Raw genomic sequence first — 15,533 nt, 5'->3', positions numbered from 1 at the left:
TTGTTTCTGTCGCACAGATTTTGGATTCGATAAGGAGTTTTCAATGTCATTACTACGGTTAATTTTCAATATTGCTTGGTTTGTCCTTGGTGGATTTGTGATGGGCCTAGCCTGGTGGCTTGCGGGGATTTTGTGTTTTATCAGTATTATCGGTATTCCCTTTGGTCGCGCCTGCTTTGTGATTGGTGAATTGACCTTCTGGCCCTTTGGACAAGAACAAATTAATCGCCGTCATTTAACTGGCCGTGAAGATTTAGGAACAGGCGCCTTTGGCATGATGGGCAATATCATTTGGTTCTTACTGTTTGGGATTTGGTTGGCTATTGGTCATTTGGCCCATGCTCTTGCCTGCTTTGTGACGATTATCGGTATCCCTTTCGGGATCCAACATCTTAAGCTGGCGCTGTTAAGCCTAACGCCGATTGGGCAAACCATAGTAGCGAAAGCGTAATAACCACAGTAGCGAAAGCGTAATAACCATGATCGCCAAGGCGTAAGGCATATCACTCAGCATCTGTGGGTAGTGCTGATGCATAGTTCGGCAGCGATTGCACTAATTCTGCTTCGTAATAATCCCTTTATTCATTGAGTAAATCAGCGCTATCAGCAAACTGCTCACCCGCATCCTGCTCCGGTGAGCAGATGATTTCAAAGAGATAATGCGCCAGTTTAGCTGGCGCATCTATGGTGATGTCATGACCACAATAGGCCAACACAACTAAGTCGACCTTAAAATATTGTACCAATGCCCTGCTGGTTTGGATCTTGACTAACCCATCGCGATCACCCGACAAGATACTCACTGGCACACACAAACATGCTGAGCAGTGATAACGAAATACCGCCCACAACTGATTACTCGCAGTGTTAGACAAAATGATGACAAAACTTGTCATCTCACAGCTTTGGTTATGTGCAAAATAGCATTACTGACTTAAGGCTTCTTGCTTAAATAACAAATCGCCCATAATGCTATCAATATCGAGCTTCGCTAAACCTTGATCAAAAATATCCCGCCAACGCCGTCCCTCTTCTGTATTACGAAACGCGACATAAAGTTGTTTATTGGCAATCAGTTGTCGATTGACCTGTAACTTATCTGCGAGCGGCTGAAGGTGGGGTTGTTTAAGTAGATAATGCAGCACATTAATATCAATCACAGCGCCGTCAATACGACCAGCCGCCACCTTTTTGATATTTTGCTCATCGGATGTTGCCGCTTCAACAGGTTGACTCCCTGAAGCAATCATTACATCCAGCGAGTCGGTATTCACATAATCCTGCACAATACCTAAAGTATAACGATTCAAATCGGCTAAATGATGCCAACTAATGGGACGGGATTTTGGCTCAACAATACCTAATGGGCCAATACCAATCGGTTTAGAAAAAATAAACTTATCGGTTTCAAAATAATATTCTGGAAAATAGCCAATGTAGTCAGAGCCCGGCATAACGGCTAATTTAATCGCGCGGCTCCAAGGGTAAAAATCCACGATAAGTTGTTGTTCCATTTGCTCAAACGCCGCCTTAGCCACCGCAACACTCGCGCCTTGGTGCTGGAGTTGATAGCCGGAATACGGCGGCCAAAGTAATGACGTTAGCTTCAGCGTGTCTGCAAATGTCGTATTTGCCACGGTTAATAGGCAACTAAACATCAGTGGGCACCAGCGGATCATAATGCCTCCATCAAAGACTCATCTATTAATCGCTAAAAAAACAAATAGCTCATCGGTTTAACTCTATTCAGTATAATCAGCCATACCTATAGGTACAGCGAATATTTGTTATCTGTTTAGCCTTGTAGAACCACGCTAAGACAGCAATGCTCGGAGTAGGCAGAACTATCGCCGCCAAAAACGACATCTTTACGACAAGGGGAAGACTGAAGGAAAACCTGATGGTCATGCGACAATGTTTTCCTTAAGCACAGATGGCCATATAAAAATAAACCCAAGCGTTCGGGCTTGGGTCGGTTTGAAAGTTTATGCCTTTTAGGCATTAATATCTTCGTACAGCTCTTGATACATCAGCTCGCGCATTTTAAATTTTTGGATTTTACCCGTAACGGTCATCGGGTATTGGTCCACAAATTTGATATAACGTGGCACTTTAAAATAGGCGAACTTTTCGGTAAGGAAATGACGAATATCCTCCTCAGTAATCGACGCCCCTGAGCGGACTTTAATCCACGCACAGACTTCCTCACCATATTTATCACTGTGGACGCCAAACACCGCGGCATCCTGCACATCTTTGTGGGTATAGAGTTTTTCTTCAATTTCTCGGGGATAGATATTCTCGCCCCCGCGAATAATCATATCCTTAATCCGCCCCACAATTTGCACGTAACCTTGCTCATCCATTTGGCCAATATCGCCCGAATGTAACCAACCTTCACTGTCAATTGTGGCGGCGGTTTTTTCAGGATCATTCCAATAACATTGCATGATGCAATATCCTCGGCTACAGACTTCACCGGGCTGATTAATTGGCAGCACTTCGCCAAACTCATTGACAATTTTCACTTCAGTATGGGGTAACGCCCGACCAACGGTGAGAACACGCTTCTCCACTGGAGAATCGATTTCAGTAATGTGATTTAACGGACTGCACTCGGTTTGGCCATAGCCGATTAACACCTCCTGCATGTACATCAACTGCTGTACACGACGCATAACCTCTTCAGGACAAGTCGCCCCCGCCATCACGCCCGTACGCAACGAACTGAGATCAAAACGTTTAAATTCAGGATGTTCTAACTCGGCAATAAACATGGTGGGAACACCGTGCAGTGCGGTGCAGCGCTCACGCTCAATCACTTCTAAGGTCGTGAGAGGATCGAAAGAATCCCCCGGGAATATAGCTGCTGCGCCCTTAGCCAAGCAAACGAGATTACCTAGCACCATACCAAAACAATGGTACAAAGGTACGGGGATACAGAGCTTATCATCACAGGTAAACCTCATTGCCTCGGCCACTAAATAACCGTTATTCAAGATGTTATGGTGCGATAAGGTCGCCCCCTTTGGGCTACCCGTTGTGCCAGAGGTAAATTGGATATTAATCGCATCATAGGGGGTGAGTTCATTGGCAATACGCGCAAGCATTGCTTTATCATCTTCGCTCACCTCGACTAATAAGTCATCGAAGTTCAACATGCCGGGAGACTTTTCAGCTCCCATGCGGATCACAAATTGCAACTCTGGTAATGCCTTAGCCTGCAATTGACCCGCAGCGCACTGCTTAAGTTCAGGCGCAAGCTCGTAGAGCATCTGCAAGTAGTTGCTGGACTTGAATTTATCAGCGCAGATCACCGCGCGACAACCCACATTAGTCAAGGCATATTGTAATTCTTCAGGGCGGTAAGCGGGGTTAATACACACCATGATGGCGCCAATTTTGGCAGTAGCAAATTGGGTTAAACACCACTCAATATTATTGGGTGACCAAATACCGACGCGGTCCCCTGGACCTATGCCTAATTTGAGTAAACCTGTTGCAAGCGCGTCGATTTGTGCAAGATATTGACGGTAATTCCAGCGAATATTTTGATGGTTAACGACAACGGCTAACTGTTCGGGATAGGTGTTAGCAATATCGTTAAGGTATTGTCCTATGGTTTTTTCAACAAGTTTTGGGGCGTTAGCTCCCCGAAACTCACTATATTTAAGTGGACTAGTGGGTTGATTTGTTGCTTGAGTCTTTGAAGCAGACATTAAGGCCTCCGTGCTTTTTATTATGGTTAGCGTGGTCAAAACTAACCAATCCACGGAACATGTCACAAGTAAAAAATCCAGTATTAGACTAAAGAGTAAGGTCACTCCCTTTCCCTAAAACCCGATTAACGGCTCATAAATGCATCCTGGTTATTGGATGTTGGTCCCTCTAGACACTGCAGACGCTCCATAATCGCCAGTAGCACTCCTTGGCGGCGCATATTCTCTAACACCCCTGGGCTAAAAACCTCTAAACGTGTCATTGCGGTCAATAATAGGCGGCATTGGGCCACACTGGCATCACGGATATAAGCGGGCTTATCCACCAAGTAACTGTTATTATACCAATAATCCCAAGTAAAATTAGCAAGTAACCAGCCCTGAGCGGTTAAATCGCTAATAAATTCCAACATGCGATCACGGTGTAAACTCGCATCACCTGCGGTGAAATCCTTAAGATATTTAGTGTATAAACCACAGTCTGTCGTCATTGTTGAAGCTTCCATAGCACACCTCACTGATTTCAACATTACTCTTGTTTATAAGTCAGGGATTGAAAAATTCGCTTGGGCTTAACCTAAACTCGTCAACTTTGCTTGTATTGAGTTGTGATATTGCATTGCTGCAATTGCAGCATCAGTCATACCAGACTCGATAGTGATGACAGGGTAAGCGGTGTTAACTGAACACTGACTTAACGGTTCAAAATACGCAGCCATCAATACAGTTAACTGGGAGGTCAGTAAAAACTAAGATAAACTCAAGGAATTAACGCGATAAGACTGTTATTTCAGTAAAAGGACACAAAATGAATTACTGGCTTATGAAATCGGAACCCGACGAATTTAGTATCGAAGATCTTAAAGCAAGGCCTAATCAAACCGAAGCTTGGTTTGGGATCCGTAACTACCAAGCACGTAACTTTATGCGCGATGCCATGCAAATAGGCGATCAGGTCTTCTTCTATCATTCAAGCTGCAAAGTACCTGGTATTGTCGGCATTGCTGAAGTGGTAACGAACGCCTACCCGGATAGTACGGCCTTTGATCCAGAATCAAAGTATTTTGATCCTAAGTCAGATCCTAGCAACCCAAGATGGCTAAGGGTCGATATTCGCTTTGTGGAACAATTCAAAGAAATCATTCCTCTCAGCTTAATTAAAAGCTTGCCGCAGTTAGCTGATATGTACCTAGTATCGAAAGGCTCACGGCTAAGTATTCAACCCGTTACCGCCGAGCAATGGCAAGCCGTACTGATGCTCAGATGTTAATGACATATATTCAGCTAAAGTTTATTTAAGCTAAGCTAGATTGGCCCTAACAATGCAATACCCAAGGAAGTGAGTATGAATAAATTAACTGCAACACTAATGGGTGGGGTCGTGCTCAGTCTGCTAGCCCCGTCGGTCACTTTGGCGAAACCTGAACATGACAAGAGAGATACTGGCTTACCTCCTGGCCTACAGAAGAAAGTAGATAAGGGTCAGCCTCTCCCTCCAGGTTGGCAGAAAAAACTGCACCGTGGTGATATCTTAGATTACGATATTTATGACCGCGGACGTATTGTTGTGCCCTTAGATAGAGAGGGAAGGATCAGTATCCAAGTCGAGGGTGCAATTATTAAATTGGATGAAAAGAGTCGCAAGATCCTCGATATCGTCAATATCATTACTGATTAGTGCAGATCATTCGTTGGCAAGCTCAACTATTTTTGAGAGTGCCAACATTTTAGCCAATGCTTTTATCTCACCTTAAGTTGATTCCGATAACTACATCGTTATCGGCACATTAATAACAAGTGTTACATCTAAGCAATATGCTGATATTTATCATATCTTTACGCTCTGCTGTTTGGTCGAAAATCGGTAGGATGTTAGACTCTGCAACTATGAAGCTGCGCATAAATATAAGATGAAACGGCTGCCGTGGCGTGCAATAACTGAAGCCGTATCGATGCTAAGCATCTTAAAACCTTCGCGTACAACACAGCTTCAACTCAATAAAACAAGCATCAAAAAAGCCATTGTGTCACCAATCTAATGGGATGATGCGCTTGAAGCATAAGCCGAATTGCATGCATTCCATCCACATAATGATCGCAAACTAACGCTGGATTTTGAATATGGAACAAACTTCACTTCAACGGGTTAAGCAAGCGATTGTTACAGGTTTTTGGGCATCGCTGGCCAGTATTGTCGTGGGTTTTCTATTTAAACTTTGGTTAGCACAATGGGTAGTCAAAGCTGATCTTGCACTCTATCACACTGTTATCGATATCATTTCGTTATCACTGATCTTGATGACAGGGTTTCGCTCTTCTATGGTAGTAACCTACTCTCAAACCAAGCAAGATGTGGATATCACTAATATATTCCGCTACAGCTTAATCGCAATGGTGCTACTCGCGTGGGGCGTTGTGTTGCCTTATATCAAACACAAACTCCAGCTTAATGTAGAATATTTTCAATTGGTTGGGATTATTTTGAGTATGGGGCTCAAGGTCTATTTTACCAATCAAATTGCCATGTACCGGCTATATGCCATTTCCAATCGAGTCACTTGGTTAGAGCCACTCGCGCAAGTGACCAGCTTTTTATTCTGTTTTTATGGGTTACAACAAACTGCCATTGCATCACTCTTTTACAGTATGACACTGTCATCACTCATCGTTGCCTTCTATATGTACTTCAAACGGCGCAAGGATATCGCCACACCGCCCTTAACTGCGGTGCATTTTGATACGGATTTACGCAATTTTATGAAGAAAAGTCTGACCGCCTCAATGGAAGCGGGTGCCAGTATCTTGATGATTTACATTACAGTACTACTGACTATTGCTTATTTCAGCATAGACGAATTGGGTGATTTCCAAGTGGTAGTGCGGCCGATGATCACATACCTCACCCTACTTTTTGTCTTCCCCATTTACCGTTTTGTACTACCCGAAGTCGCAGTGTGCGTGCGAGAAAAACGCTTTGAGGAGGTTCAGCAAATCAAATCATGGCTGACAAAGGTTTCGTTGTGGGTCAGCGGAATATTTTTCGTGATGATGTTATTCGCAAGTAAGCCATTGGTGGCTTGGTTGTTTCCTGAGCAATACCTTAAAGCCGCTCCAGTGTTAATGCATTTCTCCATGTTCTTTATCTTTATGATGCTTAATGGCTATCAGTTAGCCAATCTCAAAGCCCATGGCTATTTTACCCAAAGCCTACTCATACGCCTTAGTGGTATCGTCGTACTGATTGGCACTTTCTACGCTTATCGATTGTATACAGAAAATGTTGTGGCGGTGATTTTGGCCTTAGGCACAGGTTATTTAGTGATGTATTTGATATCGAGACAGGTTGAAAAGCGCATTCAGCAAGGTCTTAAACACAAATAAAACCCGCTTAAGCAAACCAAAAACGACAATAAAAAAGGCATCCCATAAGCTTGTTTAGGATGCCTGACCAGTAGAAAGCATGATAGCTAGATTTTACGGTTTATGTCGATTTGACCGATATCTTAACGGCCATCAATCATACGACCAAGACCGCCGAGGACTGAACCTTCACCGCGATCGCTACCGCCAACAGAAGGGGCGTGAGCAATAATGCGATCGGCCATACGCGAGAACGGCAGACTCTGTAACCATACCGTGCCATGGCCCTTTAAGGTGGCTAAAAATAACCCCTCGCCACCAAAAAACATCGATTTTAATGAGCCTGCGCGATCAATATCATAGTCAATGCCTGGGGTAAAACCGACGAGACAACCGGTATCGACCCTTAAGGTCTCACCTTTTAGTTCCTTTTTAATCAGCGTGCCACCCGCATGGATAAACGCCATGCCATCGCCTTGTAAACTCTGCAAAATAAACCCTTCACCACCAAAAAAGCCTGTACCTAAGCGGCGGTTAAACTTCATGCTAACGCGAGTTCCGAGTGCGGCGGCAAGAAAACTGTCTTTCTGACAAACCAGCTCGCCACCATATTGGGCGAGATCTATCGCCAAAATCGTACCAGGATAAGGCGCGGCAAAGGCGACTTTGCGTTTTTGATGTCCGAGGTTCGTAAAGTGCGTCATAAAGATGCTCTCCCCAGTCAACGCCCGCTTACCCGCACCCATTAATTTGCCAAAAAAGCCTGACTCTGGCTCGGAGCCATCGCCCATCTTAGCCTCGAAGCTAATGTCCTGCTCCAGATAATTCATTGCCCCCGCTTCGGCTATTACGGTTTCGTTGGGATCAAGTTCTACCTCAACCAACTGCATACTGTGGCCGATGATTTCATAATCCACTTCATGACAACGTCTAGACATACGATTCCCCTTTATTCTGTCGGTCCTTATTGACTGGGCGTACTACATCCACATCGCCCACTTCTGTGAGTTACTTTATGACATAAAATGTCAAAAGGCGATTATTTTTATTGTTCTCGTTGTTTCAAATCATTTCGTAATATGAGGTTTATCCTAATCCAACGCCGTTAAACTGCTCTGCTTTAGCAAATTCCTCTAAAATCAATTCCGTAAATAGCTTACCCGCACGCCCTAGGGGCCGCTCAAGGGTCGACACTAATTGGGGGATAAAGGTATAACGACTGCCACCGACAAAGTCGACCTCCACCAACTCACCGCTCAAAAGTTCCTCTTGCACTAAAAAGTCTGGCAGCCAGCCAAAGCCGAGTCCTTTTAATAACGCATTCTTTTTCATAATAAAACCAGAAAGATAAAACACTTTATCGCCGCCGAATTGCAGCTCATCTCGATAGGTTTTATTGGGAGAGGAATCTTCGATAGTCAACTCAACGTGCTGCTGTAACTCAGGCAGACTGATTTTTTTTAATAGTGCCAGCGGATGTGAAGCACTCGTCACCAGCACGCTAGTAATCGCTGGCAGCGGCTGTGGGTGATAATAGGGGCCGGTGCGGTAGTCTTTAACCAACATCAGATCCGCATTATCACGTTCGAATCTATGCTGCACACCGCCGAGAAACTCCATGTTGAGCTGAATTTTCGTTGGAATTTGATGCTCAGCCATTCGTTTAAGCGCCGTCATAATCGGCTCCATCGGCAAGGCGCCATCGATCACTAACTCCAGTTTTGGTTCCCAACCTTCACTAAAACGACTGGCAAGATGTTCAATATTGGCAAGGTGTTGTAACAGTCTTTGCCCCTCGGCCAAGATCACCCGCCCTTCACTCGTCAGCTCGGCGCGGTATTGGTCACGGCTAAAAAGTTGCACACCTAAATATTCCTCTAGCTTTTTGACCTGATAGCTCACCGCCGATTGCGCCTTATGCAAACGCTCGGCAGCCTTAGCAAAACTGCCCTCTTCCACCAGCACTTGCAACACATTAAAAGCATCAATATCGATGCGCATGGGGACTCCTTGACCGAATAAAAATGTCACGCAATCGCTACGAAGCGTAAAGTAGTTAATACCATCTATTTTTTAGATTGAGATGACAGATTTATTATTCTTTTTTTTGTTCATCTAAGCAACTAAATTGATAAGAAGATCACAGTAATGCAACTTGCAACATAACAATAAGCGCTGTAGGCACAGCTCACAGCGCATAAAACTCAAGGATCCACCATGCCATTTTATGTGAAACAAGGCCAAGTACCCCATAAGCGCCATATCGCATTTGAGAAGGAAAACGGCGAGCTATACCGTGAGGAGCTGTTTTCAACCCATGGTTTTTCCAATATTTACTCGAATAAATATCACCACAATATGCCGACGAAGGCATTGGAAGTCGCGCCCTACCACCTCGGTCACGGTGCCCAATGGGAAGATTCATTAGTCCAAAACTATAAACTGGATTCGCGCACAGCCGATCGTGAAGGCAACTTCTTTAGCGCCCGCAACAAAATCTTTTATAACAATGATGTGGCACTTTACACCGCAAAAGTCACCCAAGACACGCCGGAGTTTTACCGTAATGCCTACGCCGATGAAGTAGTGTTTGTACACGAAGGTGAAGGCACGCTCTACAGTGAATATGGCACCCTAGAGATTAAAAAATGGGACTACTTAGTGATCCCACGCGGCACTACGCATCAGCTCAAATTTAACGATTACAACAATGTACGTTTATTCGTGATTGAAGCCTTTTCAATGGTGGAAGTGCCTAAGCATTTCCGTAATGAATACGGCCAGTTACTTGAATCAGCGCCCTACTGTGAGCGCGATCTACGCACGCCAGTATTGCAAGCTGCCGTAGTTGAACGCGGCGCCTTCCCGCTGGTGTGTAAATTTGGCGATAAGTACCAGCTTACAACGCTAGAATGGCATCCCTTTGACCTTGTAGGTTGGGACGGTTGTGTTTACCCCTGGGCATTTAACATCACCGAATACGCGCCTAAAGTTGGCAAAATTCACTTGCCGCCGTCAGATCACTTAGTGTTTACCGCCCACAACTTTGTGGTATGTAACTTTGTGCCGCGCCCCTATGACTTCCATGAGCGCGCCATCCCCGCGCCTTACTACCACAACAACATTGATAGTGACGAAGTGCTGTACTACGTCGATGGCGACTTTATGAGCCGTACCGGGATTGAAGCTGGCTACATTACCCTACACCAAAAAGGCGTAGCGCACGGCCCGCAGCCCGGCCGCACCGAAGCCTCGATTGGCAAAAAAGAAACCTATGAATATGCAGTGATGGTGGACACCTTCGCCCCACTGAAACTAACCGAACATGTGCAAAATTGCATGAGTAAAGACTACAACCGCTCCTGGCTAGAAAACTAAATCTGCACAGCAAAACTAGTGAAGGGTTTATTAACTAAGCAACTAGCCGTAAGTCACCACCGTAAACAAGGCAATAAGAGTGACTGCGTGTTGAATTAATCAAGAGGAACAGATCATGGCAAGCGAACTCAATCCACTGGGCTTATTAGGTATCGAATTCACCGAATTCGCCAGCCCCGACAGCGATTTTATGCACAAAGTGTTTATCGATTTTGGTTTTTCACTGCTGAAAAAAGCCAAGAATAAAGATATTTTGTACTATAAACAAAATGATATTAACTTCCTGCTCAATAAGGAGCGCGAAGGGTTTTCGGCAGAATTTGCCAAATCCCACGGTCCCGCTATTTGCTCTATGGGCTGGCGCGTGGAAGACGCAGGGTTTGCCTATCGCGTTGCCGTTGAGCGTGGTGCAAAACCCGCCGATGATGCCAACAAAGATCTGCCCTATCCGGCGATTTATGGTATTGGCAATAGCTTAATTTATTTTATCGACACCTTTGGTGCCGACAACAATATCTATGCCACTGACTTTGAAGACTTAAGCGAGCAAGTCATCACCCAAGAGAAAGGCTTTATCGAAGTCGATCACTTAACCAATAACGTCTATAAAGGCACCATGGAGCATTGGGCGAACTTCTACAAAAACATCTTTGGTTTTACTGAAGTACGTTACTTCGACATCAGCGGCGTACAAACCGCACTGGTGTCCTACGCCCTGCGTTCACCCGATGGCAGTTTCTGTATTCCGATTAACGAAGGTAAAGGCAACGATAAGAACCAAATCGATGAATACCTGAAGGAATACAATGGCCCAGGCGTACAACATTTAGCCTTTAGAAGCCGTGATATCGTTAAATCTCTGGATGCAATGGAAGGTAGCTCGATTCAATGCTTGGATATTATTCCCGAATATTACGACACCATTTTCGATAAAGTCCCGCAAGTGACCGAAAACCGTGAACGTATCAAGCATCACCAAATTCTAGTGGACGGTGACGAATCAGGCTATTTATTGCAGATCTTCACTAAGAACCTGTTTGGCCCAATCTTTATCGAAATAATTCAACGTAAGAACAACTTAGGTTTTGGTGAAGGTAACTTTACCGCCCTGTTCCAATCGATTGAACGCGATCAAATGCGCCGCGGCGTACTGTAACAACAGTGAGTGAGATAGATTGAATGATGCCGCTCGCTTTACTGCGAGCGGCATTTTTATCGCTAAGCTTTTTAACCGCAAACATGGGTTAGGTTTATGCCGTCTGCTGCGCGAGTTGAGAATCCTCATGTAACTCGGCAAATAAATAGACCAAACATAAACTGTTTAACGGCATGACGGGGTTAGTCCAAATCATTCGGCTGTGACGCCCAGCGTCGCCGAAAATCTCGAGCAATAAATCCGAAGCGCCATCGAGTGCTTTAGGATGTTCAAAGCAAGATTGATGAACATTTAGCACCCCTTCTAAGCGGTAAATTTGTTTTATTCGCGACAGCTCACCACAAGCCTGTTTCAATTGCGCTATGGCATTTAGGGTAGCAAGACGACAGGCCGCGTAACCTTCACCAACAGTATGATCTGTGCCCAATTGTCCTTGATACTTAAGCTTCCCCTGTAAATAGGGAAACTGACCCGAAGTCATTAATTGGCTACCAACAATTGAATAAGGTTCGTAATTTCCAAGCGCCGCTGCAACTTCAGGTAATTCAAGCCCAGCAGCCACTAACCGCGATTCCGGAGTGTTCATCATAATGTCACCTCCTGAGATGTGACATTCGAAGGATTAAGCAGCGGAGCTAACCACGTCGTCAAATGCGAAGGATTGGCTTCCAGCCAGTTCGCAGCGGCCTCATCTTCCGTCATTCCTTGTCGATTAACCGCATAATCGAGTTCTGCAACAATTTGATTCGATAACACTATGTTATCAAGTACTTGAATTTGTGCAGGCGAGAAATTAATCGCTAACTCGCGTTCACGGGCGAGCAAAACCGCTTTATCTTTTCCCCCGAGTAACCCTTTTGAGTCCTGAAGATCACGAATACCATATTGATGGTGTAAAAATTGCGGATGCCACAATGGCACAATGACCCAGTCCCGTACTGACACTGCTGATTCAAATGCCGCCACACAATCGGCCTGAGTACCCGTTCTAAACTGATAACCTGCCACAGCTAATCCATATTGTGCCATGATATTTTTAGAAAAACGGGTGATACCTGCACCTTCACCAATACCTTGAATAATCGGCCGCATCCGTTGTTTTACCTCAGGTTTAAGCAAGTCTTCGATGCGTGAAACCGCATCTTCAGGCACATAATCTGGTACACCCCAAAGTGCGTAAGGCTCATAATGTAGCCCTAATTCACGCGTTGCAGCTTGAGTCTCAACCTCCTGCCGATACACCCCATGACTGTGAGGTAACCAAGCCGAGCAAAGCAAATCTATCTGCCCAAGCTTGAGCCGATTAAAATTGGCCTCATGCAGGGCATAACTTAGCTCAACTTGTTTGCCCATCCGTCGCATTACCTGGGCAACAACTGCCGCCGTTACCCGATGAAAGCTTAAATCCGTTACACCTAAACGAATTGGCATTGTGTGATAATGGGCATGTTGGTCATTACATAATTGTTTTTGTTGAAGATCATCGATTAAGTTCATTGCTATCGCTCCAAGGGAAAACAAGCTAGATGAGGCAACACGCCCACGGTTATCAATTGTGCTATCGTGCGAGATCGACTTGCGACATTTAGGCTGATCCCTCAGGCAAAATTGCCAGTCTTTCCATCGCGACACCCACGATGGCGTTATCTCTTGCATAGGGAAAAATCATTTCCACCGTAATGCCATTGGGATCTTCAATAAATAATTGATGCTCTCCAATCTCTGGGACAATTCGCTCCCTAAATGGGCATTGTTGTCGGCATAGATGCTGCTGCATTTGGGCCAAATTCGTCCCCCGAAAAGAAAGGTGATCAACCCGACCCGAACCAAACAGTGCACTGCTCTCGCCCAAATAAGCATCTAACGCTCGACTCCCAACTTCCACTAAATGCAAAATAGGTTTCTCTTGCGCATAAAGCCAATGACCAGGAAAACCAAACCGTGGCCGCCAACCTTGCGTTAACCCAAGGATGACTTGATAAAACTGAACCGTTTCAGCCAATATCGGGGTACGGATCGTAAAGTGGTCTAATCCAACAATATTCATGTGATTTACTCCTGGTTTTAACAGTTAGTTACCCGGAACGCCGGCAGCTAATGGCTTAAAGCGGAAGATATAATAAGGTGGACGATTTTCTGCTTTGCCATTGTTTAATGCAGCGGACAGCGGCAGTTGGGCAGCGCCAGTATACAGGTAGCCCTCTTTGCCAAAGCTCACACCATCAGGCCACACCATGCGCTCGTCATGCACATAGGTTTGATATTGGCGACCCGTGGCAGGGATAATGCCGATAGCGCGCTCACCCACATCGGTTAGATAAAGATTATCTACTGAATCAATGCTTAACCCGCCGTTATTTGGCTTATCCGCGTATTCTTCAACCTTGGCGGACAGCGCCTTCGGGCTGAGATCCGGGTTAAGTAGATCTGCCATCGCGACACGATAGACTTTGTCCTTATTCATCGGCGCAAAATAAAGCCAATGTTGGGCATTGTCTAAGGCAATACCATCGGCGCCAACAAACACGTCAATACGCTTTGGATTGGCACTGGTACTATCAATAATCAGCGGTCGCTTCAGATCAGGCATCACGCTAGTATCCCCCTGTAATACACGCCGACTCTTACCCGTGGTTAAATCCACGACAACTAAGGCAGCCTTATCACCAACAGGACCCGTTGCAATACCTTCATCAGCAATCACAATCGCTTGATGACGGTTTGAAATAACAAAGTCATTGTGCTGCGATTCAGGAATAGACACAGGGAATGGCAACGGAATAATCCGGTCTAATTGATTTTTACGGGTATCCCATGCCACCAACTTAGGCTCAATTCTGGGTTCAGCTTGGCCAGAATCGAGCAACCATACTCGGTCCCGATCGTCGGTTCGCAAACCTAAAACCCAATTTAAACAAGTATTAGGATCTTTCGGTTTTCCTTGAGGATCATGACATTGTTGCCAATCTGAATTAGGAAATGGGTTTACTTTGCCATCTGCCAACAATTCACCCACCTTGACTTTAGGTTGATAAAAAGGGTGATAACTAAAGATAAGCCTATCGGTTGAGGTAAAACTAATGCCGCCAACAGCACCATCAAGCGTGGCATAAACCTCAGGTTGCGCCTGTGGTATTGCAGCTTGCTGAGCCATCAGGTTAGGTGAGATAAATGCTTGGCCTGTTAACATGACGAGCGAAGCGATGAGGGGGTGATAAGAATTAAATTTCATAAGCTTGCTCCTATTTTGAACCCGCTAATACAGTCAAGTTTGCTTCAGCTAGGCGATGTTGCCATAGATAAAAACCCACTAAGGCGGGACTAGCATTGGCGTCAATCGGTAACTTCGCAACATCCAAGGCATGCACTGTCCATACATATCGGTGTTCACGTCCCTTAGGTGGGCAAGGGCCAAAAAATCCTGGTTTACCTAAATCCGTATTGGCCTCAATCGCCTCAGCGGGTAATGTTCCTCCATTTACCCCACCTTCCAATTGATTGATTTGTGATGGAATGTTGTAAACTACTCGATGCCAGAAACCACTACCAGTGGGGGCATCTTTATCATAAAAAGTGACCGCAAAACTTTGAGTACCTTTTGGGGCGTGTTCCCAGGTTAACTTTGGAGCCAGATTGGCACCCGAACAACCAAATTGATTCCAATAATAATCGGCCGGAATAGAGGCATTAGGTGTTAAATTACTCTGCAAGCTAAACGTTGTAGCGCTATCTAATGAAGTCGTTTTAATGGGTTTATCTTGCGCACTCATGCTTGCCGGACTTAATAACATAGCACTGGTTATAAGAGACAATTGAAACAAATAAGCAGTAGAAAATCCTTGTATCATCGTATTCACTCACTATAGAAATAGAATTGTGAACAAGCATAACCTGAGTTCTTAGTTTGATAAGTCACGCTT

General features: G+C 45.0%; 16 protein-coding genes and 1 pseudogene. 6 read left to right on the top strand and 11 right to left on the bottom strand.

Features of this window, described 5'->3' with window-relative positions; genetic code table 11:
- Positions 1-43 precede the first annotated feature (43 nt).
- The gene (locus tag MMG82_RS12590) at positions 44-451 is read left to right on the top strand and encodes a YccF domain-containing protein (RefSeq protein ID WP_047536757.1); all 408 of its coding nucleotides are present in this window, start codon (positions 44-46) and stop codon (positions 449-451) included.
- 52 nt (positions 452-503) lie between these two features.
- Here the strand turns inward: MMG82_RS12590 and MMG82_RS12585 are convergent.
- The 4 genes and pseudogenes from MMG82_RS12585 to MMG82_RS12570 form a co-directional block, all read right to left on the bottom strand.
- Positions 504-854, bottom strand: a pseudogene (locus MMG82_RS12585) (alpha/beta hydrolase); the annotation flags it as partial.
- Between the two features lie 72 nt (positions 855-926).
- On the bottom strand, positions 927-1,679 hold the full coding sequence (locus MMG82_RS12580; protein WP_240292129.1) for a transporter substrate-binding domain-containing protein: 753 nt from the start codon (positions 1,677-1,679) through the stop codon (positions 927-929).
- Positions 1,680-1,994: 315 nt separating this feature from the next.
- Complete coding sequence (locus MMG82_RS12575; protein WP_037425333.1) at positions 1,995-3,719, bottom strand: AMP-binding protein; 1,725 nt, start codon at positions 3,717-3,719, stop codon at positions 1,995-1,997.
- Between the two features lie 125 nt (positions 3,720-3,844).
- Positions 3,845-4,225, bottom strand: a complete 381-nt coding sequence (locus tag MMG82_RS12570) for a DUF6508 domain-containing protein (RefSeq protein ID WP_047536754.1) — start codon at positions 4,223-4,225, stop codon at positions 3,845-3,847.
- A 302-nt stretch (positions 4,226-4,527) separates the two neighbouring features.
- Between MMG82_RS12570 and MMG82_RS12565 the strand changes: the two genes are divergently transcribed.
- The 3 genes from MMG82_RS12565 (at position 4,528) to MMG82_RS12555 (ending at position 7,100) form a co-directional block, all read left to right on the top strand.
- Entirely contained in the window at positions 4,528-4,989 is a 462-nt protein-coding gene (locus tag MMG82_RS12565) for an EVE domain-containing protein (protein ID WP_037417654.1), read from the top strand.
- A 75-nt stretch (positions 4,990-5,064) separates the two neighbouring features.
- Entirely contained in the window at positions 5,065-5,397 is a 333-nt protein-coding gene (locus MMG82_RS12560) for a hypothetical protein (RefSeq protein WP_037425338.1), read from the top strand.
- A 443-nt stretch (positions 5,398-5,840) separates the two neighbouring features.
- On the top strand, positions 5,841-7,100 hold the full coding sequence (locus MMG82_RS12555) for a hypothetical protein (protein ID WP_241406921.1): 1,260 nt from the start codon (positions 5,841-5,843) through the stop codon (positions 7,098-7,100).
- A gap of 122 nt (positions 7,101-7,222) precedes the next feature.
- On the opposite strand, the gene MMG82_RS12550 is transcribed toward MMG82_RS12555, so the two are convergent.
- Entirely contained in the window at positions 7,223-8,017 is a 795-nt protein-coding gene (locus MMG82_RS12550) for a TIGR00266 family protein (RefSeq protein WP_241406920.1), read from the bottom strand.
- A 148-nt stretch (positions 8,018-8,165) separates the two neighbouring features.
- The gene (locus MMG82_RS12545) at positions 8,166-9,080 is read right to left on the bottom strand and encodes a LysR family transcriptional regulator (protein ID WP_241406919.1); all 915 of its coding nucleotides are present in this window, start codon (positions 9,078-9,080) and stop codon (positions 8,166-8,168) included.
- 216 nt (positions 9,081-9,296) lie between these two features.
- Here MMG82_RS12545 and MMG82_RS12540 point away from each other — a divergent pair, with 216 nt between their 5' ends.
- Complete coding sequence (locus MMG82_RS12540) at positions 9,297-10,457, top strand: homogentisate 1,2-dioxygenase (RefSeq protein WP_037425347.1); 1,161 nt, start codon at positions 9,297-9,299, stop codon at positions 10,455-10,457.
- 115 nt (positions 10,458-10,572) lie between these two features.
- Positions 10,573-11,613, top strand: coding sequence for a 4-hydroxyphenylpyruvate dioxygenase (gene hppD / locus MMG82_RS12535; protein ID WP_241406918.1), 1,041 nt, complete (start codon positions 10,573-10,575; stop codon positions 11,611-11,613).
- Between the two features lie 94 nt (positions 11,614-11,707).
- On the opposite strand, the gene MMG82_RS12530 is transcribed toward hppD, so the two are convergent.
- From MMG82_RS12530 to MMG82_RS12510, 5 genes are all read right to left on the bottom strand, one after another.
- Positions 11,708-12,202 (bottom strand): Atu1372/SO_1960 family protein, encoded by a 495-nt coding sequence (locus MMG82_RS12530; RefSeq protein WP_241406917.1) that lies wholly within the window; start codon positions 12,200-12,202, stop codon positions 11,708-11,710.
- Complete coding sequence (locus MMG82_RS12525) at positions 12,199-13,110, bottom strand: glycine betaine ABC transporter substrate-binding protein (RefSeq protein WP_241406916.1); 912 nt, start codon at positions 13,108-13,110, stop codon at positions 12,199-12,201. Before MMG82_RS12525 ends, MMG82_RS12530 begins: the two co-directional genes overlap by 4 nt.
- An 88-nt stretch (positions 13,111-13,198) precedes the next feature.
- Positions 13,199-13,660 carry a VOC family protein gene (locus MMG82_RS12520; protein WP_037417625.1) on the bottom strand — a complete coding sequence of 154 codons (462 nt, stop codon included), beginning with the start codon at positions 13,658-13,660 and terminating at the stop codon, positions 13,199-13,201.
- A 24-nt stretch (positions 13,661-13,684) separates the two neighbouring features.
- Entirely contained in the window at positions 13,685-14,845 is a 1,161-nt protein-coding gene (locus MMG82_RS12515; RefSeq protein WP_050991290.1) for an L-dopachrome tautomerase-related protein, read from the bottom strand.
- Positions 14,846-14,855: 10 nt separating this feature from the next.
- A complete protein-coding gene (locus MMG82_RS12510) occupies positions 14,856-15,383 on the bottom strand; it encodes a YbhB/YbcL family Raf kinase inhibitor-like protein (protein WP_226770084.1) in 528 nt (175 codons plus the stop codon).
- Between the last annotated feature and the right edge of the window lie 150 nt (positions 15,384-15,533).

It is taken from the genome of Shewanella sp. MM_2022_3 (assembly GCF_022557375.1).
Lineage (GTDB): Bacteria > Pseudomonadota > Gammaproteobacteria > Enterobacterales > Shewanellaceae > Shewanella > Shewanella xiamenensis.
Note: the sequence above shows the minus strand (reverse complement) of the source record. Positions and strands in the feature narration are given on the sequence as shown.

What these genes read in the sequence shown, in the direction of transcription:
- MMG82_RS12590 (WP_047536757.1), top strand. Translation starts at nt 44, where the DNA reads ATGTCATTACTACGGTTAATTTTCAATATTGCTTGGTTTGTCCTTGGT.
- MMG82_RS12580 (WP_240292129.1), bottom strand. Translation starts at nt 1,679, where the DNA reads ATGATCCGCTGGTGCCCACTGATGTTTAGTTGCCTATTAACCGTGGCA.
- MMG82_RS12575 (WP_037425333.1), bottom strand. Translation starts at nt 3,719, where the DNA reads ATGTCTGCTTCAAAGACTCAAGCAACAAATCAACCCACTAGTCCACTT.
- MMG82_RS12570 (WP_047536754.1), bottom strand. Translation starts at nt 4,225, where the DNA reads ATGGAAGCTTCAACAATGACGACAGACTGTGGTTTATACACTAAATAT.
- MMG82_RS12565 (WP_037417654.1), top strand. Translation starts at nt 4,528, where the DNA reads ATGAATTACTGGCTTATGAAATCGGAACCCGACGAATTTAGTATCGAA.
- MMG82_RS12560 (WP_037425338.1), top strand. Translation starts at nt 5,065, where the DNA reads ATGAATAAATTAACTGCAACACTAATGGGTGGGGTCGTGCTCAGTCTG.
- MMG82_RS12555 (WP_241406921.1), top strand. Translation starts at nt 5,841, where the DNA reads ATGGAACAAACTTCACTTCAACGGGTTAAGCAAGCGATTGTTACAGGT.
- MMG82_RS12550 (WP_241406920.1), bottom strand. Translation starts at nt 8,017, where the DNA reads ATGTCTAGACGTTGTCATGAAGTGGATTATGAAATCATCGGCCACAGT.
- MMG82_RS12545 (WP_241406919.1), bottom strand. Translation starts at nt 9,080, where the DNA reads ATGCGCATCGATATTGATGCTTTTAATGTGTTGCAAGTGCTGGTGGAA.
- MMG82_RS12540 (WP_037425347.1), top strand. Translation starts at nt 9,297, where the DNA reads ATGCCATTTTATGTGAAACAAGGCCAAGTACCCCATAAGCGCCATATC.
- hppD (WP_241406918.1), top strand. Translation starts at nt 10,573, where the DNA reads ATGGCAAGCGAACTCAATCCACTGGGCTTATTAGGTATCGAATTCACC.
- MMG82_RS12530 (WP_241406917.1), bottom strand. Translation starts at nt 12,202, where the DNA reads ATGATGAACACTCCGGAATCGCGGTTAGTGGCTGCTGGGCTTGAATTA.
- MMG82_RS12525 (WP_241406916.1), bottom strand. Translation starts at nt 13,110, where the DNA reads ATGAACTTAATCGATGATCTTCAACAAAAACAATTATGTAATGACCAA.
- MMG82_RS12520 (WP_037417625.1), bottom strand. Translation starts at nt 13,660, where the DNA reads ATGAATATTGTTGGATTAGACCACTTTACGATCCGTACCCCGATATTG.
- MMG82_RS12515 (WP_050991290.1), bottom strand. Translation starts at nt 14,845, where the DNA reads ATGAAATTTAATTCTTATCACCCCCTCATCGCTTCGCTCGTCATGTTA.
- MMG82_RS12510 (WP_226770084.1), bottom strand. Translation starts at nt 15,383, where the DNA reads ATGAGTGCGCAAGATAAACCCATTAAAACGACTTCATTAGATAGCGCT.